Annotated in this window: 21 protein-coding genes; 4 read left to right on the top strand and 17 right to left on the bottom strand. The window is 71.0% G+C overall.

All coding sequences use genetic code 11. From position 1 onward, the window contains the following. Positions 1-21: 21 nt before the first annotated feature. From EXE58_RS11315 to EXE58_RS11305, 3 genes are read right to left on the bottom strand one after another with little or no spacing between them, the layout of a single operon-like run. Positions 22-393, bottom strand: coding sequence for a thiol-disulfide oxidoreductase DCC family protein (locus EXE58_RS11315; RefSeq protein WP_135267983.1), 372 nt, complete (start codon positions 391-393; stop codon positions 22-24). Positions 394-398: 5 nt separating this feature from the next. Beyond that, positions 399-875 carry a GNAT family N-acetyltransferase gene (locus EXE58_RS11310; protein ID WP_135267982.1) on the bottom strand — a complete coding sequence of 159 codons (477 nt, stop codon included), beginning with the start codon at positions 873-875 and terminating at the stop codon, positions 399-401. Then, positions 875-1,120: a hypothetical protein gene (locus EXE58_RS11305; protein ID WP_135267981.1), complete on the bottom strand. Its 246-nt coding sequence runs from the start codon at positions 1,118-1,120 to the stop codon at positions 875-877. Before EXE58_RS11305 ends, EXE58_RS11310 begins: the two co-directional genes overlap by 1 nt. 136 nt (positions 1,121-1,256) lie before the next feature. Between EXE58_RS11305 and serC the strand changes: the two genes are divergently transcribed. Continuing rightward, entirely contained in the window at positions 1,257-2,384 is a 1,128-nt protein-coding gene (serC, locus tag EXE58_RS11300; RefSeq protein ID WP_135267980.1) for a phosphoserine transaminase, read from the top strand. A gap of 119 nt (positions 2,385-2,503) precedes the next feature. Further along, positions 2,504-2,848: a hypothetical protein gene (locus EXE58_RS11295; RefSeq protein WP_135267979.1), complete on the top strand. Its 345-nt coding sequence runs from the start codon at positions 2,504-2,506 to the stop codon at positions 2,846-2,848. Between the two features lie 111 nt (positions 2,849-2,959). Here EXE58_RS11295 and EXE58_RS20065 read toward each other — a convergent pair whose 3' ends face one another. The 4 genes from EXE58_RS20065 to EXE58_RS11275 form a co-directional block, all read right to left on the bottom strand. Beyond that, positions 2,960-4,324 carry an HNH endonuclease signature motif containing protein gene (locus EXE58_RS20065; protein WP_135267978.1) on the bottom strand — a complete coding sequence of 455 codons (1,365 nt, stop codon included), beginning with the start codon at positions 4,322-4,324 and terminating at the stop codon, positions 2,960-2,962. A gap of 192 nt (positions 4,325-4,516) precedes the next feature. Then, entirely contained in the window at positions 4,517-5,296 is a 780-nt protein-coding gene (locus EXE58_RS11285; RefSeq protein WP_135267977.1) for a hypothetical protein, read from the bottom strand. Between the two features lie 129 nt (positions 5,297-5,425). Then, positions 5,426-6,427 carry a DNA topoisomerase IB gene (locus EXE58_RS11280; protein WP_135267976.1) on the bottom strand — a complete coding sequence of 334 codons (1,002 nt, stop codon included), beginning with the start codon at positions 6,425-6,427 and terminating at the stop codon, positions 5,426-5,428. Positions 6,428-6,464: 37 nt separating this feature from the next. Continuing rightward, entirely contained in the window at positions 6,465-7,784 is a 1,320-nt protein-coding gene (locus EXE58_RS11275; RefSeq protein ID WP_244242182.1) for a protealysin inhibitor emfourin, read from the bottom strand. 214 nt (positions 7,785-7,998) lie between these two features. Between EXE58_RS11275 and typA the strand changes: the two genes are divergently transcribed. Then, entirely contained in the window at positions 7,999-9,888 is a 1,890-nt protein-coding gene (typA, locus tag EXE58_RS11270; protein WP_135267975.1) for a translational GTPase TypA, read from the top strand. A gap of 118 nt (positions 9,889-10,006) precedes the next feature. Here typA and EXE58_RS11265 read toward each other — a convergent pair whose 3' ends face one another. The 10 genes from EXE58_RS11265 to EXE58_RS11220 all read right to left on the bottom strand — a co-directional run bounded on the left by EXE58_RS11265 (position 10,007) and on the right by EXE58_RS11220 (position 19,012). Next, positions 10,007-10,486, bottom strand: coding sequence for a hypothetical protein (locus EXE58_RS11265; protein WP_135267974.1), 480 nt, complete (start codon positions 10,484-10,486; stop codon positions 10,007-10,009). A gap of 10 nt (positions 10,487-10,496) precedes the next feature. Continuing rightward, a complete protein-coding gene (locus tag EXE58_RS11260) occupies positions 10,497-10,859 on the bottom strand; it encodes a response regulator (protein ID WP_135267973.1) in 363 nt (120 codons plus the stop codon). Then, entirely contained in the window at positions 10,856-11,311 is a 456-nt protein-coding gene (locus EXE58_RS11255) for a chemotaxis protein CheX (RefSeq protein ID WP_135267972.1), read from the bottom strand. The genes EXE58_RS11260 and EXE58_RS11255 overlap by 4 nt, the downstream gene beginning before the upstream one ends. Before the next feature lies 1 nt (position 11,312). Further along, the gene (locus EXE58_RS11250; protein WP_135267971.1) at positions 11,313-11,702 is read right to left on the bottom strand and encodes a response regulator; all 390 of its coding nucleotides are present in this window, start codon (positions 11,700-11,702) and stop codon (positions 11,313-11,315) included. After that, on the bottom strand, positions 11,702-12,526 hold the full coding sequence (locus EXE58_RS11245) for a CheR family methyltransferase (RefSeq protein WP_135267970.1): 825 nt from the start codon (positions 12,524-12,526) through the stop codon (positions 11,702-11,704). The genes EXE58_RS11250 and EXE58_RS11245 overlap by 1 nt, the downstream gene beginning before the upstream one ends. Further along, positions 12,523-13,641 (bottom strand): protein-glutamate methylesterase/protein-glutamine glutaminase, encoded by a 1,119-nt coding sequence (locus tag EXE58_RS11240; RefSeq protein WP_135267969.1) that lies wholly within the window; start codon positions 13,639-13,641, stop codon positions 12,523-12,525. Before EXE58_RS11240 ends, EXE58_RS11245 begins: the two co-directional genes overlap by 4 nt. Before the next feature lie 92 nt (positions 13,642-13,733). Next, entirely contained in the window at positions 13,734-14,606 is an 873-nt protein-coding gene (locus EXE58_RS11235) for a hypothetical protein (RefSeq protein ID WP_135267968.1), read from the bottom strand. 119 nt (positions 14,607-14,725) lie between these two features. Further along, the gene (locus EXE58_RS11230) at positions 14,726-16,303 is read right to left on the bottom strand and encodes a methyl-accepting chemotaxis protein (protein WP_135267967.1); all 1,578 of its coding nucleotides are present in this window, start codon (positions 16,301-16,303) and stop codon (positions 14,726-14,728) included. Positions 16,304-16,325: 22 nt separating this feature from the next. Further along, a complete protein-coding gene (locus tag EXE58_RS11225; RefSeq protein ID WP_244242181.1) occupies positions 16,326-16,730 on the bottom strand; it encodes a chemotaxis protein CheW in 405 nt (134 codons plus the stop codon). Positions 16,731-16,741: 11 nt separating this feature from the next. After that, the gene (locus EXE58_RS11220; RefSeq protein WP_244242180.1) at positions 16,742-19,012 is read right to left on the bottom strand and encodes a chemotaxis protein CheW; all 2,271 of its coding nucleotides are present in this window, start codon (positions 19,010-19,012) and stop codon (positions 16,742-16,744) included. A gap of 201 nt (positions 19,013-19,213) precedes the next feature. Here EXE58_RS11220 and EXE58_RS19520 point away from each other — a divergent pair, with 201 nt between their 5' ends. Further along, complete coding sequence (locus tag EXE58_RS19520) at positions 19,214-21,391, top strand: hypothetical protein (RefSeq protein WP_167288830.1); 2,178 nt, start codon at positions 19,214-19,216, stop codon at positions 21,389-21,391. The last annotated feature ends 4 nt before the right edge of the window (positions 21,392-21,395 follow it).

Below are 21,395 nucleotides of genomic sequence, written 5' to 3'. Positions count from 1 at the left end.
GGGCGGGCGGCACGAGACGGGTCAGAGACGGTCCTCGAGCGAGCACGCAGCCGTGCCGCCGGGCAGCCGGTGGCGGTTCAGGGCGACCCATCGATAGGCCCTGATGGCCACTGGCTCGACGACCCGGGTCGTCATCAGCCAACCGGCCGCGCGCGCGGGCAGCGGACCGGTGCGCAGGATCGAGGCGAAGGCCCGGTGGCCGTAGTCGACGACGCCGTCCGGGCGCACGTAGGGCATCTCGAGCACTGCGCGAGCAGGGTCCACGCCGAGGGCCGTCAGGTCGGCCTCCTGGATCGTCGAGGCGTCGATGTCGACCCCGAGCCGCGGGACCAGCCGCCCGGTGCGCATGCAGAAGCCGCAGTCTGCGTCGTTGAGCATGAGCCCGCGCTCCATGCGGCTCACGATAGACGTTTGCCGAAGCACCTGCTGAGCTCGGAGCCGCGGTAGTAGCCGAAGCCCGGGATGGGCTCGAAGCCCGAGGAGGCGTAGAGCGAGATCGCCTCGTGCTGCCGGAGGCCGGTCTCCAGCACGAGTACGTCGATGCCGGCGGCCGCCGCGGTCTCCTCGATGTGGGCGAGCATCCGTCGGGCGACACCGAGGCCCTGCGCCGCCGGGGCGACGTACATCCGCTTCACCTCGGCGCTGCGACCGCCACCCAGGGCGACGACCGTGCTGCGTCGCCAGGCGCCGGTCGCGACCGGACGTCCGTCGAGGCGGCCGAGGTAGAACTGCCCGACCGGGTCCTCGAACTCGGTGGGGTCGATGGGCGCCTCGTCGGGGGTGCCGTACCGCTCCACGTAGAACCCCTGCACGGCCTCGACCAGAGGCGTGACCTCGGGATGGGTGAGGGCGACCCTTTCGATGGTGAGCTCCATCAGATGACCTCGGCGACCCGGGCTGCGACGAGCGCGAGGACGAGGCTGCCAGCGCCCGCGGCGACGACCAGCAGGTCGACCAACGTGTCGCCACCGGACATCTCGCTCGAGGCCGCCTCGTCGATGAACCCGGTGCTGCCCTGCCACAGCAGGACGGCACCGAGGAGGAGCAGGACGAGCGCTGCGACGAGGGCGAGCGCGCGCACCGCCCGCGAGTTGTGCCGTGGCGCTGGCGGGTTGGCCACTGCTTCTCCTTCACTGTCCGCCGCCGTCGCCCCGATTCGAGGGGGGCGATCGTGGGTGCCACAATAGGGATCGTCTGACAGCGTCGTCAGTTCCTGACACCCGAGCCCCGACCCGAGCTCCGAAAGGTTCCTCCGGATGACCGACGCCCGCGACCTCCGCATCCCCGCTGACCTGCTGCCCGCCGACGGCCGTTTCGGCGCCGGCCCCTCCAAGATCCAGACGAGCCACCTCGACGCCCTCGCCGCCACCGGCGACAAGCTGCTCGGCACCTCGCACCGGCAGGCCCCGGTCAAGGACACCGTCGGTCGCGTGCGCGAGGGCCTGGCCGCGCTCTTCGACCTCCCCGAGGGCTACGAGGTCGTGCTCGGCAACGGCGGGGCCACGGCCTTCTGGGACATCGCGTGCTTCGGCCTGATCCGCGAGAAGAGCCAGCACCTCACCTTCGGGGAGTTCTCCTCCAAGTTCGCCAGCTCGGCGAAGAAGGCCCCGTGGCTGGCCGAGCCGAGCGTCATCGCCAGTGACCCCGGCTCGCGTCCCGATCCGGTCGCCGAGGAGGGCGTCGACGCCTACGCCTGGGCCCACAACGAGACGTCGACCGCAGTCATGGCGCCGGTGCGCCGCCCCGAGGGCGCGGCCGACGACGCCCTGGTGCTGATCGACGCCACCTCCGGCGCCGGCGGACTGCCCGTCGACCTCGACCAGGTCGACGCCTACTACTTCGCGCCGCAGAAGTGCTTCGCCTCCGACGGCGGCCTGTGGATCGCGATCATGTCGCCGCGGGCCTTGGCCCGGGCCGAGGAGATCGCAGCGGGCGACCGCTACATCCCGCCCTTCTTCGACCTTCCGACCGCGATCGACAACTCCGCCAAGAACCAGACCTACAACACCCCGTCCGTCGCGACGCTGTTCCTGATGGCCGAGCAGCTCGACTGGATGAACTCCCAGGGTGGCCTCAAGGGCATGGTCGAGCGGACCACCGCCTCCTCCGACGCGCTCTACGGCTGGGCCGAGAGGACGTCGTTCACCACGCCCTACGTCACCGACCCCGAGCACCGCTCGTCGGTCATCGGCACCATCGACTTCGAGGACTCCATCGACGCCGCCCAGGTGGCGAAGGTGCTGCGCGCCAACGGCATCGTCGACACCGAGCCCTACCGCAAGCTCGGCCGCAACCAGCTCCGGATCGCGATGTACCCCGCCGTCGACCCGGCCGACGTCGAGCAGCTCACCCGGTCGATCGACTGGGTCGTCGAGAACCTCTGAGGCCGCTGTCTCCCAATTCTCAAGTGTGCGAGGCCCACGAGCAACGCACTCTCATGCCGAGATGAGTCCGCGGCAGACAGAGGTACGCGAAGCGCGTGCACGGGAGTAGCGTCTTTCGGATGGAGCCACTCCACGGTGTCCGGCGCGCGTCGGCATCGGCCAGCGCGGCTATCGCCGCGCTCACGACGGCTGTCTATGTGGTTGTCATCCTGCAGGAAGGCAACAACTCCTTCTGGAGCGTCTTCCCTTGGGTCATGATCATGCTGATCGGCACATTCGCCGCGTTGGCATCGGCTCTGGCGCTCGGCCCGGGAGTTGGCCGGCTCTCCGCTATCGCGGCAACGGTCATCCTCGGAGTCCTCGGATTGCTGGCGATCTTCAGCGTCGGTGTTGGCTTCATTCTGGCTGCGGTCCTGGCTTGTCTCGCAGCGGTTTCGTACTCCTCGACGGCACGGACTTCCTAGCGCCAACCACGACCGCATCTGCCGCGATGCGCGACGAGTAGGTCCCCATGCATCCGGTCACATCACTGGGGACACGACATTCCCGCATCGTGACGGCGGGCTGAAACCGGGTCAGAGGTCGGTGACGTCGTCAGGGGTGACGAGGGTGGTGATGCCGGCGGGCCCGGTCCACAGGTAGGTGCCGGGTGCGAGGCGTTGGTAGGACCAGGCGCCGGAGGTCTTGGCTCGGTGGTGGCGCCTGCACAAGGGTGCGAGGTTGGCCGGGGTGGTAGGCCCGGCGTCGTCTGGCGGGCCGGTGTCATAGGGATCGATGTGGTCGAGGTCGCAGCCTCGGGCGTGGCGGCCGCAGCGCGGGAAGACGCACGTCTCGTCGCGCAGACGGACCATCTCGGCCATCCGGGGCGGAGGGTCGTGCCGGTCGACGGTCCAGGAGTCGTCGGCGGCGACGTGGAGGACCGGGACGACCGTGACGCGGGCATGGCCAACCCACTCCCGGATCCTCGCTAGCGTGGCGGGGCCGAGGGTGTCAGCAGTGCCGACCAAGTCGTCGTGATCACGGGTGAGGAGGTCGGGCAGGGAAGCGTGCAGGTGAAGCTTCACCTTGGCCTGGGACCGGGTCAGCGCCCTGGCCCGAACGGCTACGCGCTCACAGTGCGAGGGCTCTGCGTCGGGCTGCTCGCCGCCGAGGAGGCCGGTGAGGTCGAGCGCGGCCTGCTGGGCCGCGATCACGCCCAGCGCCTTGGCCTGCCGCTGCCCAAGGCTGTCGGTGTCACCTAGGGCAGACAAGGTGTCGGCCTCGGCGTTGACGACGTCGTGGAAACGGGCCAGGTCCAGGGAGTCGCCGCGCGCAGTCAGGGTGGACGTGCCCGCGTAGTCACCGGATGTGGGGTGGTCGAGGTCGACACCCCAGGTGTCACGGGCGCGAGCCTCGCGGTCCTTCAAGGCGTCGGGGTCGAACTGGGCGACGGCGTGGGCGACGATCCGGTCCAACTGCGCGGTCGACACCCGACCGGCCACCGCAACAACCTGGCGGTCCACCCACTCCGCCCCCTCGACCGAGAGCTCACGCGTCGCGGCCGCCACCCGACGCGCACGCGACGCAGGGATCCGCAGCGCACGGGTCAGGTCCCACAGCAGCGGGAGCCGGAACGACAGGTCCAACACATCAGCAACCAGGTGCGAGGCAGCCACCGACGGCACCGACATCGCTACCGCGAGGGTGTCGGTCGCGAACGCAGCCACCTGCGGAGTCCCCACCCCGCCAAGCTGGTCAGGAGCCTCCAGCACCGACGACGACGTCTCGACCACAACCGGGTGGGCGATCGCCCACTCCAGCGCGACCTCCAGGCGGGCCACCTCGACGTGCCGCGACAGCTGCTCGATCTCGCTCGCGTGAGTCAACAGCTGGCTGCTGCTCAACCCCTCCAGCACCGGACGCGCCGGCACCGGGCCGGCGCTGGTGGTGGAGGAGGTCATGTCTCAATACAACCGGAGACCACCGACACCGAGCCCCTGAAGACCGACCTTCAGCCACGATGTGGACAACGAGTTCGACCTCAGGAACGACTCACCTCCATCCCATGCGTGTGCCCTACTGGAGCAGCGCCCATGCCCGATCTGCCGACGTCAAGAAGCCGTTGCGAGAACTGCAAGTGCGGCTACCAGGCCTCACCAACCGGGAGGCGGCTCCACGTCGGAGAGCCCTGCATCGGGTGTCCAGAAGCCGAGGTCGTCGGAGCCGCCAAGTCGCTCGGCGTTCTTCGCGTCGCTCATCTCCACGCTGACTCGCTCTGTGGCCGGGGAGACGTATGTCGTGATGCCCTCCTCGCCGCCGACGGGCAGGGCGACGGCGACTGCCCGCTCGCTGATGACGGTCACCTCGAGCCGCATCCCGTTGCCCTTGAGCCAGTATCTGGACCCCATCGCGCTCAACCCCGACCCGGGGAGGTCGACGTCCTCGAGCGGTCGCCGCTGAGGCTCCCCGACCATCTCGAACCCGGCGTCCTCCAGGGCACGAACCACTTCCATGCCCTGTCCTTCGTCAACCAAGTAGTCCACCAACAACCAAGGGCATCCCCCGAAGTCGGTGAAGCCGGCTCCGCACCAGGTTCCACCGAGCTCATCGACGTACGGATCGACGAGCGCCTGGTCATAGTGCACACGGTCAAAGGCTGCCCGGATCTCGGTCCGCGTCGCGACGGCTGGCGAGTAGGCAACACCCAGCGCCACGACTGCCCATATGAACGCGGTGCACGCTGCCACCAAGCGCATGCGTCGTCTGCGCCACCACAGCGCGGCTGCGAGGCACCCCGCCAGACCGGCGACCAGCACGAGGCAGGCCGGGAACCACTTCCATGAACCCGCCACACCCATGTCGAGCAGACACAGCACCGTGCCCGGAACGAGGATAAGCGTCCCCAGGATGGAGCCAGCGATCCGAGCCGACACGGCGGCCACCCTCATACCGATCCCCCTTGCCCCGATTCAGCCGCCAGTCTGGAGCACGACAGCGATCGGCCACTCGCGAATGGCGACCTTCGCTCGATGCGCTCGCGAGTCGCCCGGCAGGCCACCCCCTCAGGAGCGCAGCAGTCGCAGGACCGCGCGCTCGAGGGCGGCCTGCCGCTGGTCGTCGGTGTCGTAGCTGCGGCGCACGGCGGTCCCGATGGTCCGACCCTTCTCGTAGGCCTCGACGACGCGCGGGTCGACGTACGCCGACCGCGCCAGCGCCGGGGTGTTGCCGAGGAACTCGGAGACCTCACGCATCGTGGCCGCGATCGCGCGCTTGCGGGACGCCTTCGACTGACCGGGCTCCTTGGTGTCGGCCAGCGCAGCGGCGGCGATGACGGTGGCGTGCCAGGTGCGGAAGTCCTTGGCGGTCGCCTCGACGCCGGTCGTGTCGCGGATGTAGTCGTTGACCTGCACGGGGCTCAGGCTGCGCCACTGGCGTCCGTCCTTCCACGCCAGCAGGACGTCGCCGCCGCCGCGGCGCCGGCGCATGATGTCGAGCGCCTCGATGACGGTCGGGTCGTCGATGTCGATGCAGTGCTCGATGCCGGACTTCCCGACGAAGCAGAACCTGAGCTTCCCCGCCCGCTTGCTCACGTGCTCGCGGAGCAGGGTCGTCAGCCCGAAGGACCCGTGGGTGTCGGTGTAGACGTCGTTGCCGATGCGGAAGTAGCCGAGGTCGAGCAGCCGCACCGCGACCGCACAGGCCCGCTCCAGGCTCATCCCCTCGGCGCCGAGGTCGGTCATCACCTTCTCCCGCGCCCGGGACATCGCCTTGCCGAAGTCGATGATGCGCTCGAACTTCGCAGCGTCGCGGCTGGAGCGCCACTGCGGGTGGTAGAGGTACTGCCGACGGCCGGCGTCGTCGGTGCCGACGGCCTGGAGGTGCCCGTTGGCGTGGGGGGTGATCCACACGTCCTGCCACGCTGGGGGGATGACGAGGTCCTTGCAGCGCTGGGCGTCCTCGCCGGTGAGGCGCGCACCGTGCTCGTCGAGGTAGACGAAGCCCTTGCCGGCGCGGCGTCTGGTCCATCCCGGCTGGTCGGGTGAGGTACGACGTAGGCGAGGCACAGGGCGAGACTAGACCGAGCGGTCAGTCAGCTCGCGCTCATCTGGCGTGCGTGCCCAGCACCTGCTGCGCCAGCTCCAGGAGCTCGCTGGTCATGCGCTGCTCGGGGACCCGCACGGGCGGCCGGCCGTCCACCTCGAAGGTGTAGACGAACCTGTCGGGCTCGGGCGGCGTGCCCTGCGCGACCTCGGGGTCCAGCCGCTCGACCAGCTCGCGGGAGCGGGGGTCGCAGTCGGCGAGCGCCACCGCCCCGGTCACGGTCATGCCCGCGAAGCCGCCGGACCGGCTCACCCGGACGACCTCCGGCGGCGCAGGGGCCGAGGAACGACCCGAGCCGGGATCGCGACGGTCGGGCGTCACGCCCACCTGCTCCCACGCGGTCCTGACAGCGTCGGCGTGGCGGTCGGCGCGCGCCACGGTGAGGGCCGCGAAGTCCTGGAAGGTCGCGGTGGAGCCGAGGCCGTCGCCGGCGAGGGCGTCGTACCAGATGCGTCCGGCGCCCTCGAGGGACGAGCCGCCGATGGCCACCGCGGCCAGGTGGAAGGCGCGGTTGGGGATGCCGGAGTTGAGGTGGACGCCGCCGCTGTCCTCGGCGGTGACGATGTAGTCGTCCATGTGGCCGACCTGGGGGTCCCGACCCAGGACCGGGTCGTCGAAGGCGGTGCCGGGGCGGGCCATGTCGCGCAGGCCCCGGGCCCCGATCGAGGGCATGAACAGTCCTGCGCCGATCAACCAGTCGGCCTCGGCGGCGGACTGCCCGAGCAGGCGCTGCTTGAGGCAGGCGGCGAACACGTCGGCGAGCGACTCGTTGAGCGCTCCGGGCTCGCTGCGGTAGACGAGCCCGGCCGTGTGCTCGATGACCGCGTGGGCGAACTCGTGGGCGAGCACGTCGACCGGCTTGGTGAAGCGCTCGAACACCCTGCCGTCCCCGTCGCCGAAGACGAGGTGCTGGCCGTCCCAGAACGCGTTGTCGTAGTCGCGGCCGTAGTGGACGGTGAGGGAGACGGGGGCGCCCTTGTCGTCGTACGACGACCGCCCGAAGTCCTCCCGGAACATCGCGAGGGTCGCACTGATGCCCGCGGCAGCCTCGTTGACCGCGACGTCGTTGGCCTCCGGCTCGCCCTCGGCCCGGATCGGCGTGCCGGGCAGGCTCGTGGTCCCCCAGGCGTCGTGGACGGTCCAGGCGGCACCGCCCTCGAGCACCGGCATGCGCCGCTCGAAACCTGCCGAGAGCCGGGACCGGCGCGCCCTCATGCCCGCATCGTCAGCGGCGTGGTCGTTGCCGATCCGCTCGAGCAGCCACGGCGGCACGAAGCCGTGGCGGGGTGCCGGGTCAGGGTGCATGTGCGTGGTGCCCATGAGAGAGGGTCCACCCTCGCGCGCTCGGCCGCAATAGCCCGTTTGTCAGAAATCACCTGAGTGGTCCCGGCATGGCACCGCGTCGCGCGATTGAGGGCTGGAGGCGTACCGCCGGTAAACTCGCACAGCGCCATTTCGAGCGCCTCGCCCGCCCCGTCCACCCGGCGGTCGGTCCCCAGCTCCATTGCCCCTAGTTATGGGAGTCCCTCCTCGCATGTCCATGCAGCGCTCCGACATCCGCAACGTGGCGATCGTCGCCCACGTCGACCACGGCAAGACCACGCTGGTCGACGCCATGCTCCGCCAGGGCGGCGCCTTCACCGCGCACCAGGCCGAGGGCGTGGCCGAACGCGTCATGGACTCCGGTGACCTCGAGCGCGAGAAGGGCATCACCATCCTCGCCAAGAACACCGCGATCCACTACGCCGGTGCCGCCGCGGAGGGCAAGCCGATGACGATCAACATCATCGACACCCCCGGTCACGCCGACTTCGGTGGCGAGGTCGAGCGCGGGTTGTCCATGGTCGACGGCATCGTGCTGCTCGTCGACGCATCCGAGGGCCCGCTCCCGCAGACGCGCTTCGTGCTGGGCAAGGCGCTCAACGCCGACATGCCGGTGATCCTCGTCGTCAACAAGACCGACCGCAGCGACGCCCGCATCGCCGAGGTCGTGGACGAGACCTACGAGCTGTTCATGGACCTGCTCGACGAGTCCCACAGCCAGGACGCGCTGGACTTCCCGGTGGTCTACGCCTCGGGCAAGGCCGGCATCGCCTCCCTCGAGCAGCCTGCCAACGGCGAGAACCCCGACGGCACCGACCTCGAGCCGCTCTTCAAGACGATCCTCGAGACCATCCCCGCGCCGGAGTACGACGAGGGCGCGCCGCTGCAGGCCCACGTCACCAACCTCGACTCCTCGCCGTTCCTGGGCCGCCTCGCGCTGCTGCGCATCCACCAGGGCACCCTCAAGAAGGGCCAGACCGTCGCCTGGATGAGGCGTGACGGCACCAACAAGAACGTCCGGATCACCGAGCTGCTCATCACCGAGGGCCTCGAGCGCGTGCCCGGCGAGTCGGCCGGCCCCGGCGACATCGTCGCCATCGCGGGGATCCCCGAGATCACGATCGGCGAGACCCTGGCCGACGCCGAGAACCCCATCGCCCTGCCGCTGATCCACGTCGACGAGCCGGCGATCTCGATGACCATCGGCACCAACACCTCGCCGCTCGTCGGCAAGGTCAAGGGCTCCAAGGTCACCGCCCGCCTCGTCAAGGACCGCCTCGACGCCGAGCTCGTCGGCAACGTCTCGCTGCGTGTCCTGCCGACCGAGCGACCCGACGCGTGGGAGGTGCAGGGCCGCGGCGAGCTGGCGCTGGCCATCCTCGTCGAGCAGATGCGCCGCGAGGGCTTCGAGCTCACCGTCGGCAAGCCGCAGGTCGTCACCAAGGAGATCGACGGCAAGGTCCACGAGCCCTACGAGCGCCTGACGATCGACGCCCCCGAGGAGTACCTCGGCACGATCACCGAGCTGCTCGCCACCCGCAAGGGCCGCATGGAGCAGATGACCAACCACGGCACCGGCTGGGTCCGGATGGAGTTCGTCGTGCCGGCGCGCGGGCTGATCGGCTTCCGCACCGAGTTCCTCACCGACACCCGCGGCACGGGCATCGCCCACCACATCTCCGCGGGCTACCAGCCGTGGGCCGGCGAGATCCGCTCGCGCAACTCCGGCTCCCTGGTGGCCGACCGCAAGGGCGCGGCGACGGCGTACGCCATGACCTCGCTCCAGGAGCGCGGCGTCATGTTCGTCGAGCCGACCACCGAGGTCTACGAGGGCATGATCGTCGGCGAGAACTCCCGCGCCGACGACATGGACGTCAACATCACCAAGGAGAAGCAGCAGACCAACATCCGGTCCGCCACCTCCGACAACTTCGAGAAGCTCATCCCGCCGCGCAAGCTCTCCCTCGAGCAGTGCCTGGAGTTTTGCCGCGAGGATGAGTGCGTCGAGGTCACCCCCGAGTCGGTCCGCATCCGCAAGGTCGTCCTCGACGCCAACGCGCGCGCCAAGACGGCCTCGCAGGCGCGCAAGGCCAGCAAGTAGCAGCACGCCTCAGCGGTCCCCGGTCAGCCGGGGGCCGCTGGCGCTGACCCAAGGGTGGCGGCACCTGACGTCGATCCGGCCGATTGCCATGTCGTACGCCGCCAGGGTCGGCGCCGACTCAGACCGCGGCCACGACGGCCAGCCGGCCACTCCCGTAGCCGCCGACCTCGATGACCATGTCGGCGCGCAGCCCGAGAGTCGCGGCGTTCGCCTTGACGCCTGCGGGTACGTCGTCGTGGGGCCCGTACGTCGACTCGAGGCGCTGGTGCCTGCCCCTGGCGTCGCCGAGCGGGGAGGCCAGCACGTTGAGCACCTCGGCGGTGTTCTCCATGAGGCTGGCGGGGAGCACCTTGTCCTCGACGGCCGCCTCGGCACCGCCGGGCGGGATGAGCGCGAGCGCAGCGCCGGTGTAGGCCGCCAGCGCGAACTCCATCATGACCACGGACGAGACCCGCCCGTCGTCGGTGACGTAGACGGCGTACGCCGGAGCCGGCGACGCGTCGGGCGAAAGCTGGTCGGCGGCGTCGGAGATCGTGCACGGCCGCCCGAGCAGTCCGTCGAAGAGGTCCTTGACCTGCTTGTTGGTGGGAAGGCTCACGACGTCCTCCTCACACCAGCACGGCGCCGAGGGCGTCGGCGAAGGTGTCGGCGGTGAACGGCTTGGCGATCAGGAACAGTGCGCCGGCACCGGCGGCGAGCTCGCGCATCTCGGGCGATCCCTCCGACGTCACGAAGCCGAAGGGAACGGCGTTGCCGTTGGCACGGAGCTGGCGGAGGAGCTCGATGCCCGTCATGTTGGGCATGTTCCAGTCGGAGAGGACCAGGTCGGGCTGCTCGCTGCCCACCTTGTTCAGGGCGTCGAGGCCGTCCTCGGCCTCGACGAAGTCGTGGGAGGAGAAGCCGGCCTGGCGCAGCGTGCGAAGCACGATCTGCCGCATGACCCGGCTGTCGTCGGCGATGAGGATCTTCACGGGGTGCTCCTTTCGGGGGACGCTGGCCGGACGGCCAGCAAGACGGGTTCCCCACCCCACGAGACGGTGAGGTGCGGCGGGGTGGACGAGATGTCTGCGAGCCGCTCGGTCCCAGGCATCGGGAGGCCGAGGCGGGAGGTGCCGCTGAGGGCTCCCTTGAGGCTGCCTGCGACGACGTTGAGCACCTCGCCCAGGGCGTCCTCAATGTCCTCGCGGGTGACCAGGTCGCCGCGCAGGAGCCAGCGCGTCAGGGAGTGGGCACCGACGTCGGTGGTCGCGAGGACCATCTCGGCGCTCCAGTCCCCGGTCACGCGGATGCGGGCGCCGGGGCCGGTGAAGTCGTCGGGCAGCGTGCCGGTCCACGGCGTGCTCTCCGCGGAGAGCATGGCGGTCCACACCTGGGCGACCACTGCCTCCAGCAACGACAGGTCCGGCTCGACGGCGATGGTCATGTCAGGCCTCCACGGCGGGTTCGCGGATGAGGCCGAGGAACTCCAGCTTCTGCCACAGGTCCTGGCTCTCGAACGGCTTGGTGAGGTACTCGTGGGCTCCCGCTGCAAGGGCGCGCACGATGCGGTCCTGCTCGCTCTCGGTCGTCACCATCATGAGGGTGATCCCGCGCCACTCACGCCGGGCACGCACGGCGGTGACCAGCTCCAGCCCGTCCATGACCGGCATGTTCCAGTCGATGCAGGCAAGCTCCGGGGGCTCGGGCTGGCTCTCCAGGACGGCGAGCGCCTCGCGTCCGTGGCCCGCCTCGGAGACCTCGAAGCCCGCGCTCTGGAGGATGTTGCCGACGATGCGCCGCATCGCCCGTGAGTCGTCGACCACCAAGGCACGCATCAGCACGCCCCCTTTCTGATCCGGTAGACCGCCGAGCGGCCGGTTGGTTCGCGCTCCCACGCGTCGTCGATGCCGTACGTCATCTCGGCGGAGCCGAGGAAGAGGTATCCGTCGGGTGCCGTCACCTGGCGCACCCGGCGCAGGATGTCCTGCTTGGACTGCTGGTCGAAGTAGATGAGCACGTTGCGCATGAAGACCAGGTCGAAGCGGCCCATCCCGAGGAATGACCGGGTCAGGTTCAGCGCGCGGAACTCGACCATGTCGCGCAGCCTGCGATCGATCTGCCAGGTGAGCCCCTGGCGCTGGAAGTACTTCACGAGCAGCGGGGCCGGCAGGCCCCGGTTGACCTCGAGCTGGGAGTACTCCCCCGCCCGGCCGCGTCGCAGCATCTCCTCGGACAGGTCGGTGGCGATGATCTCGACCTTGAACCCCGCCAGCGCCGGCACGTCGAGCACCGTCATCGCGATGCTGTAGGCCTCCTGGCCGCTCGAGCAGGCCGCGGACCAGATCCGCAGCGTCCGGTCCGGCCGGTTGCCGGCGAGGGCGGGCAGGACCTCGGACTTGAGGGTGGTGAACGGGTCGCCGTCGCGGAACCACGACGTCTCGTTGGTGGTCAGCGCCTCCACGACGGCCGCCAGGTCCCGTGGGTTGCGCCGCTGCGAGAGGTGGGTGACGTACGACGACACGGTGGTGTGGCCGGCGGAGCGCGCCAGCGACTGCAGCCGCGACTCCACGAGGTACTCCTTGCCCTCGCCGAGCACGATGGCGCTCTCGTTGCGGACCAGCTCCTGGACGAAGGCGAAGCCGTCGGCGTGGATGGTCATCGCGCCGCTCCTGCCGTGAGGCCCCGCCCGGGCGTGACCGTGGCTGCCGTCCTGTCGAGTCGACGCCGCAGCTCCGGTGCGATCGCCGCGAGCGGGAGGACCTGCTCGGCGCGACCCGCCTCGACGACGGCGCCGGGCATGCCCCACACGACCGAGGTCGCCTGGTCCTGCACGAGCACCGACCCGCCGCGCTCGTGGATGGCGGTGGCACCCAGGGCCCCGTCCCGGCCCATCCCGGTGAGCACGACGCCCAGCGTGCCCTGGCCGACGGCAGCGGCGGCGCTGCGGAACAGCACGTCCACGGCCGGTCGGCAGTAGTTCTCCGGTGGCCCCTCGTGGAGCCGCGCGGTGAGGGTCCCGGCGGAGCTCACCACCTCGAGGTGCTGGTCGCCGGGAGCCACCGCGACGACCCCGGGTCGCAGGGTCTGGCCGTCCTGCGCCTCGACGACGGTCCAGGCGGTCGTCCGGTCGAGCCGCGCGGCGAGCTGGGCGGTGAAGACGGGTGGCATGTGCTGCACGACCGCGACGGGGACCCGCAGGGGTGGCAGGGCGCCGAACAGTGCGTGCAGCGCCTCGGGCCCTCCCGTGGAGCTGCCCACGACGAGCAGGCGGTACGGCGACGTCCCGGTGCGCGCTGCCGGCCCCGTCGGGGCGGGGGACGAGGCGGGCGCCTCCCCGCGCGGCACTGCAGCGGCAGCGGGCCGGGCGGCAGTCACCAGTGACCTGATCCTCGGCACCAGGGCGTCGCGGACCTGGCCGATCGAGCGGGTGACGCTGCCGACGTTCGCCGGCTTGGTGACGTAGTCGGTGGCCCCGGCGGCGAGGGCGTCGAGCGTCGCGGCCGCGCCCTGCTCGGTGAGGGTGCTGAACATGATGATCGGGATGCGGCTTCCGGCGGCGCGTAGGGCACGTACGGCCTCGATGCCGTTCATCTCCGGCATCTCGATGTCCATGGTGACCAGGTCGGGACCCAGCAGGTCGACCTTGTCGAGCGCGGCCCGGCCGTTGACGGCGGTGCCCACGACCTCGATGTCGGTCTCGGCCGCCAGGACGTCGGTGACCAGGCGGCGGATCACGACGGAGTCGTCGACGACCAGCACTCGGATCGGGTTCACAGGATCCTCACGGCGTAGGGCAGGACCGACCGTCTTGTCGGTCCGAGCCCCTCATCGGTCGAGGGGGGCCCGACCTGAGCAGATCGGTGGACTCAGCCCTGCACCCGGCGCCACGGCGCCAGCAGGACCTCGAGGTCCCCGTCGGGGAGCACGTCGGCGGCCAGTCTCGCGGCCACGACGCCGGCGACGGCGTTCCACGTGCCGCGCGCCGCGTCGGAGCGGGTCAGCCCGGCAGCAGCGCACGCGACCACCGCGGCGAGCTGCGCGTCGGCGGCGAGCCGGAGGCGCCCGGTCAAGGACATCGCCCACGTGGCCCGGTGCATCGCGGGTGCCCACAGCGCGGTGCGGCTTCCCACGTCGTCGACGGCCGCGCGCCAGGCATCGGCCGAGCCCCGCGCGAGCTCCTCGAGGAAGGCGGTGACCGCTGGAGCGTCGGCGACCTCCCAGGTGGGGTCGCAGCACACCTGCGACTGCTCCAGGGGAGCGCGCATCAGCGCCCACAGGTCCTCGTCGTCGCCCTCCCGCAGGTAGTGGGCCGCCGCGGCATCGACGATCACGTCGGCGGCATCGGCTGCGACCGGGTCCTGCACCGCCATGCCGTCCCCGCGCAGCCACGTCCACTCGAGGAGGTCGTGCCGGACGAGGTGGTCGAGCCCGTCGGCGCTGCCGAGGGTGCCGCGCTCCAGCCTCTCGAGGGTGTGGACCTCGCCCCAGGTGGCCTCGCGCACGGCGTCGCCGGCCACGGGCAGGACGTCGACGAGCACCTCGCGCTGCAGCGCCAGCGCCTCGCCACGGACCTGCAGGGCCCGCCGCGCCCGGGCACCGGGATGTTCGGCGGCGAGTCGCTCGACCTCGCGCGGCCCGACGGCGAGGGCGCCGCGAAGGACGGCCGCGGTTGCGGCGCCGTGGGGCAGGCGGCTCAGGTCGAACCCGAGCGTGACCGCACCGACCAGCGTGTAGCGCACGTCAGCCCCCGCTCCGTCAGACGCCGGAACCACGGCGGCCCGGTGCACCACAAGGATGACACCGGACCGCTCGTGTTGTCAGCGTCCGTCCACCGCGGATCGTCGGAGGGACGCGGGATTCAGCTCAGCTGGAAGCGCCCGACCTCGGTGCGCAGCTCCGCCGCCATCCGCGCGAGCTCCGTCACGGCGTCCAGGGTCTGGGAGACCGAGACCGTGGTGGACTCCGCCGCCGAGGCGACACCCGAGATGTTCGAGGAGATCTCGCCCGACCCCGTCGAGGCCTCGGCGACGTTGCGCGACATCTCGTTGGTGGTGGCCGTCTGCTCCTCGACCGCCGACGCGATGGTCAGCTGGTAGTCGTTGATCGAGGTGATGATCGTGGCGATCTGGCCGATCGCATCGACCGCGCCGCCGGTGTCGCCCTGGATGCTCTCGACGCGGCGTGCGATGTCCTCGGTGGCGTTGGCAGTCTCGCGAGCGAGCTCCTTGACCTCGTTGGCCACCACGGCGAACCCCTTGCCGGCCTCGCCGGCGCGGGCAGCCTCGATGGTCGCGTTGAGGGCGAGCAGGTTGGTCTGCTCGGCGATCGAGGTGATGACCTTCACGACGTTGCCGATCTCCTGGCTGGAGACGCCGAGCTTCGACACCGTCTCGTTGGTCGACTCGACCATCGAGACCGCCTGCGACGCCACCCGGGCCGCCTCGTTGGCCGAGTGGGCGATCTCGCGGATGGAGGCACCCATCTGCTCGGCGCCGGCGGCGACGGTGTGGACGTTGCGGGAGATCTCCTCGGAGGCACCGGCGACGAGGCCGGCCTGGGTGGAGGTCTCCTCGGCGCCGGCGGCGATCTGGTGCGAGGACGCCAGCAGCTCCTCGGAGGCGGCGGCGACGGCGTCGGACGAGGCGGTCACCGTGCTCACGATCTGGCCGACCGCGTCCATGGAGTTGTTCAGCGCCTTCTCGAGCTTGCCGAGCTCGGCAGCGGACTGCTCGGGCACCCGCCGGCTGAGGTCGCCGGCGGCGAAGGACTCGAGCGCGCGGACCGAGCGGTGCAGGGGCCGCAGGATGCTCCGGGCGATGAGGACCACGCTGCCGACGAGGAGCGCGATGCCCAGGGCGGCGAGGACGAGGGTGACCGTGCGGACCTGCGAGGCGACGGACTGCTCGAGCGCGACCAGTCGGGCGAACTCGACGTTCACTGCCTCCTTCGCAGCGTCGAGGGCGGTGTCGGTGGCCTCGTTGGCGTCCTGCACCCGCGAGTAGATCACCGGCCCGTCGTCCGAGCCACCGGTCTCCTCGACCATCTGGTTGATCGTGGCGATGTACTCGCCGAGGACCCCCTCGAGCGGCGTGATCGCCGCCAGCTCCTTCGCGCCGAAGTGCTCCGAGCTCGTCTCGAGGGCGGCCAGCTCCTCGTTCACCGTCGCCTCGTCCTCGGTCATCGCCTGCTGCAGCAGCGCGTCGGACTCGGCGCCCGAGAGCGCCTTGAGTGCGGTGGCCTTGATCTCGGTCGCACGCACTTCGATGGCGAAGACGTGGGCCCGGGTCTCGGCGGCCTCGGTGAGCTCGTGGGTGACGTCGCTGAGCCGCGACTGGCCCCACATGGCCACGCCGAGGACCATGACGGCCGTCAGGCCGCCGATGGTCGCGATCGCGGTCAGTCGCCTGCTCACGCTCCAGGTGATGGGAATGCGCATGAGTGTTTCCTTTCGGGGGTGGTCACGCGGCGACGGCACGGTCGACGTCGAGAGCGAGAAGAAGGGTGGAGTCGAGCTTGTAGGCGCCCAGGAGGAGCTCGCGGAACGCCGGGTCGAGGGTGTCCGGAGGTGGCTCGAACTGGTCGACGTCGACGTCGACGACCGACCCGATGCTGTCGACGACCAGGGCGAGGGTCTCGCCGGCCACCCGGATGACCACGAGCATGTGGTCACGTCCCGGGGCAGCCGCCGGCAGCCCGAGCTGGAGCCGCAGGTCCACCGCGCTGAGCACCTGGCCACGCAGGTTGATCAGCCCGGCCATGGTCGGGGGGGCCAGGGGCACGCGCGCCCGCGGAAGGCCGCGCAGCACCTCCTGGACCGACTCGACGCGGACGCCGTACAGGCGCTCGTCGAGGGTGAAGGTCACGAAACGGATGCTCACATCGCCTCCAGGGCAGGTACGGCGTCCCACGAGCCGGCGCCCACGGGGGCGATGTCGTCGTAGAAGCCCGGGTCGGCCGCGAGCACCGCGTCGCGGACGTCGAGCACCTCGACGACGCGGTCGCGGATCCGGACGGAGCCGGTCAGGCCGCGGTCGGAGATGTCGGACTGGCGCCCGGCCTCGTCGACGATGTCGACGATCTCCTCGACGACGATCGCGACACCGCGGTCACCGGACTGGTAGATGACGACGACGAGGTTCTCGGGCTCGCTGTCGCGCCACGAACCGACGGAGAGGTGGTGGTCCAGGCGCAGCAGCGGCAGCACCTCGCCGCGGTACTGGACGACCTCGCGGTGACCGACCAGCTCGATGGCGTCGCGGGGGAACGTCTCCAACCGGGTGACGACCTCGAGCGGCAGCGCCACGCGGCGCCCACCGCCGATGCCGGCAACCAGCCAGCGCTCCTGCTCGCTCCGCGTGCTCTCGGCGTCGTGGCGGTCCAGCTCGCCCTCGACCGTCTCGGAGCTCAACGCACGGCGCGCGATGCCCTGGACGTCGAGGATGAGCGCCACCCGGCCGTCGCCGAGGATGGTCGCGCCCGAGTAGGCACCCAGCTGCTTGATGCGGGCCGAGAGCGGCTTGACGACGACGTCCTCGGTGCTCAGCACCCGGTCGATGACGAGCCCGAAGCGGCGACCCTCCGACTGCAGCACCGCGATCAACACGTGCCCGTCGTCGCGCGTGGACTCCACCCCGAGCACGTCGGTGAGCCGCACCAGCGGCAGCAGCACGCCCCGGAGGCGGTGGACCGGCACGCCGTTGACGTCCTCGATCGCGCGGGCGGCGCGCTCGGCGTCGAGGGCGACCAGCTCGAGCAGGCTGACCTGCCCGATGGCGTAGGTGTCGCCGGCGCACTCCACGACCAGCGCGGGCACGATGGCCAGCGTCAGGGGGATCCGCAGCCGGCACGTCGTACCGCGCCCGAGCACCGACTCGATCTCGATGGTGCCGCCGATGGCCTCGATGTTGGTCTTGACCACGTCCATGCCCACACCGCGACCCGACACGTTCGTCACGGCCGCCGCGGTGGAGAACCCGGGCGTGAAGATCAGCTGGAGCAGCTCGGCCTGGGACATCAGCGCCACCTGGGCGGCGGTGCGGAGCCCCTTGTCGACGGCCTTGGCCGCCACCGCGGCCGCGTCGATCCCGCCGCCGTCGTCGCAGACCTCGACCACGACCTGGCCGCTCTGGTGGTAGGCGCGGAGGGTGAGACGTCCCTCGGTGGGCTTCCCGGCCGCCGTACGACGCTCCGGTGACTCGAGCCCGTGGTCGACCGCGTTGCGGACGAGGTGGGTGAGCGGGTCCTTGACCGACTCCAGCAGCGAGCGGTCGAGCTCGGTCTCACGACCGACCATGACGAGCTCGACCTGCTTGCCGCAGGCAGCACCCAGGTCGCGGACCACGCGCGGGAGCTTCGCCCACAGGTGGTCGATCGGCTGCATGCGCGTCTTCATGACGCCCTCCTGCAGCTCGGTCGCGATCTGGTCGAGCCGCTGCGCCGAGCGCGTGAGCTCCAGGTCCTCACCGTGCCCGGTCTGGCGCACGATCTGGTTGCGGGTGAGCACGAGCTCGCCCACCTGGCGCATCAGGGAGTCCAGCAGGTCGACGTCGACGCGGATCGAGGCGTCCGCGACCGAGCGGCGCTCTGCGGGAGCCTCGGCGGGGACCTCGGCCGGCACGTCCGGGAGCACGGCGACGGGCGTCACCTCGGGGACCACGACGGGCAGGTCCTCAGGCACCTCGGCGGTTGGTACGACGACCGGGTCGGCCGCCTCCTCCACGGACGCCGCGGGCTGCGCGGGAGACGACTCGCGACCCTCGAGCGCCTCGGAGACCCGCTGGACGACGTCGGCGACCTCGACCTTGCCCTCGGTGCCGTCGGCCTCGATCGCGGCCAGCAGGTCGCGGACCCGGTCGACCATCGCCAGCAGGACGTCGGTCGTGCCGGGCGTCATCGTCAGGTGGCCGTCACGGAGCTTGGCCAGGAGGTTCTCACCGACGTGGGTGATGGCCTCCAGCTGGGAGAAGGCCAGGAAGCCGCTGGTGCCCTTGATGGTGTGGATCGTGCGGAAGATGCTCCCGAGCAGCTCACGCGACCCCGGGGCACGCTCGAGCTCGACGAGGTCCCGATCGAGCTGGTCCAGGTTCTCGTGGCTCTCCACCAGGAACTCGCCGACGATCTCGTCGAGTCCTTCCAGGTCTTCCATGACTGCCCTCCACTCGCACCCTTCCGTGGGTACTGACACCCGGGCCATCGGCTGCGCGAGGTCCGACCTGAGGATTCCCCCGCCCAGCCGGTCCAGACCGGCCCTGCCGCAACGGGCCTTGCGCGACTACTTTCCGGACATGACACACGGGGGTTGGGCCAGACGTCAGGCAGCAGTCGCGGTGTCAGCGGTGGGGGGCTGGTGGCGTCCGTCCTCCTCGTCGTCGCCGCCTCTCCCGGACAGGCCGCCGGGTTCGACCAGGACAGCTGGATCTCGACCGGCTGGGTGGTCGACACCGGGATCACCAACCGCAAGGCCGCCAGGCTCGAGAAGCTCCCCGACGGCCGGCTGATGGCGCTGGTGGTCGTGGGCGACAACGGCACCTACGGCCACGCCGGCTCCTCGGTGCTGGTGTCCCGCATCCGCACCGACGACACCTGGGGCGCGCCGCAGGTCGTCGACCTCGCCACCGGCAACGTCGACGGGCGGACCTTCGACACCTACGCCGACCCCGCCGGCCGGGTGCTCGCGGTCTGGGCCGAGGCCAGCTTGACGCCCGGGCAGTGGCCCGTGCGCTCGGTCTCGCGTGACGCCTCGGGCACGTGGGGGACGCCCGGGCTCGTCTACACGGCCCGCACGAACGGAGCGCTCTCCACCGCGCTCCAGGTCGGCCACGTCCGGCCCCGCCTCGTGGCCGGGGGCGGCCAGGTCACCGTCGCCTGGGCGGACCTGCAGGGTCACACCAGCGCCACGATGGACCTGGACGCCGAGTCGCCCTCCCCCTTCCATGCCCGTCGCTGGGCGGCGGGCAGCTGGGGGCCCATCCTGGACAGCGACGCCTACGGCCCGGAGTCCGCGCTGGTGTCGCCGCAGTCGCCACAGTTCAGGTTGGTTCAGGGCGACCCCGTCCAGGCCTCGCGCGACTCGGACGGTCGCATCAGCTTTCTCTTCACCCTCGAGAAGCGCCGCCCCGTCCACACGATGGAGCACGCGCTGAACCCGCCAGGCGCCGCGGGGAGCCCCAACGTCGACGACGTGTGGGACGGCGTGCCCGAGCGTCCGTGGGACGCCGCCTCGGAGACCGCATGGGTGGTCCACCTCGACCCGGGCGACGCGACGTGGGGCGACCCGGCGCCGTTGATCTCCTCGGGCGGGCCGCTGGTCAACTGTGCCTCCCCCGACCTGCCGGCGAACCCGCCGGAGGATCCGTACTTCCAGGAGTGGCTGGACTTCAGCGAGTCGCCCGGCATCTCGACGTCCTGCCCGGTGAGCCAGTCCTGGGACCCCTCGGGTTCCTACACGCAGGCGGGCGAGCTGCGCATCCACCTGAGCTACCGCCGGAGCCCCACCGCTCGTGTGGTCCTCAACCAGTCCCTGTCGAGGCCGTGCAACCAGCCGCCGTCGTCCTACACCTTCTGCTTCGACGACTGGGGCACGCCCGACTGGGCCGTCGACTGGCGCCAGGTGAACGGGGTTCCCGGCTCCGGCGCACGGATCGCGATCCCCGCCGGGGCCGGTAGGCCGGGACCCGACGCCGTCGTGGAGGGTCGCTGGCCACTCAGCCGCTCCCACACCGTGACCACCTCGGCAGGTCAGGTCGTCGTCACCGACCGGCAGGGAGCCGACGGCAGGTCGATCGTCCTCGACCGGGCCTCGGGCACCGACGTGACGTGGACCGACGCGGGGATCACCACCGGCAACGTCTCCGTCAGCGGAGTGTTCGCCCACGGTCACGACGTCGCCGTCTTCTACGACAACGGCGCCGGCGGCAACTACCCCGACGAGGCGCCGCGGTGCGGAATGCTCGTGCTGCGCGGCGGCGCCGACGTCGTGGTCGGCCCTCTTCAGGGCTGCCTGCTGCCGAACGAGACGCACCGCCAGGACGTCGTACAGCTCGACGATGGACGACTGGCCCGCATCGACGCCACCCAGGCCGGCTCGGCCGTGCGGCTCTTCGGCTCCGACCAGCCGACCGACCCGACCCCGACCGAGCCCTCTCCCTCGGAGCCCTCTCCGAGCGAGCCGACCCCGACCGACACAGGCTCTCCGGCTCCCCAGCCTGCGCCCCCGCCGCCGGCTCCGCCCTCGCCCCAGCCCCCGGCTCCGACGTCGATGACGCTGCTCACCAAACCGAAGGTGACGGGCAAGCTGAAGGTCGGCAAGGTGCTGCGGGCCAATGCCGGCACCTGGCAGCCCGCGGCGACCTCGGTGTCGTACCAGTGGCTGCTGGGCAAGAAGCAGATCGCCAGGGCCACCAAGGCCAAGCTCAAGCTCAAGAAGGCCTGGAAGGGCAAGCGAGTCGCGGTGAGGGTCACCGTCTCGGCCGGCGGAGCGGTGCCGAGGACGGTGACCGTCAAGGCCGAGGGCCGCGTGCGCTGATCGC

Source organism: Nocardioides seonyuensis (genome assembly GCF_004683965.1).
In the GTDB taxonomy this organism is placed as follows: Bacteria; Actinomycetota; Actinomycetes; order Propionibacteriales; family Nocardioidaceae; genus Nocardioides; species Nocardioides seonyuensis.
The sequence above is the reverse complement of the archived record's forward strand: the minus strand, read 5'-3'. Positions and strand labels throughout refer to the sequence as shown.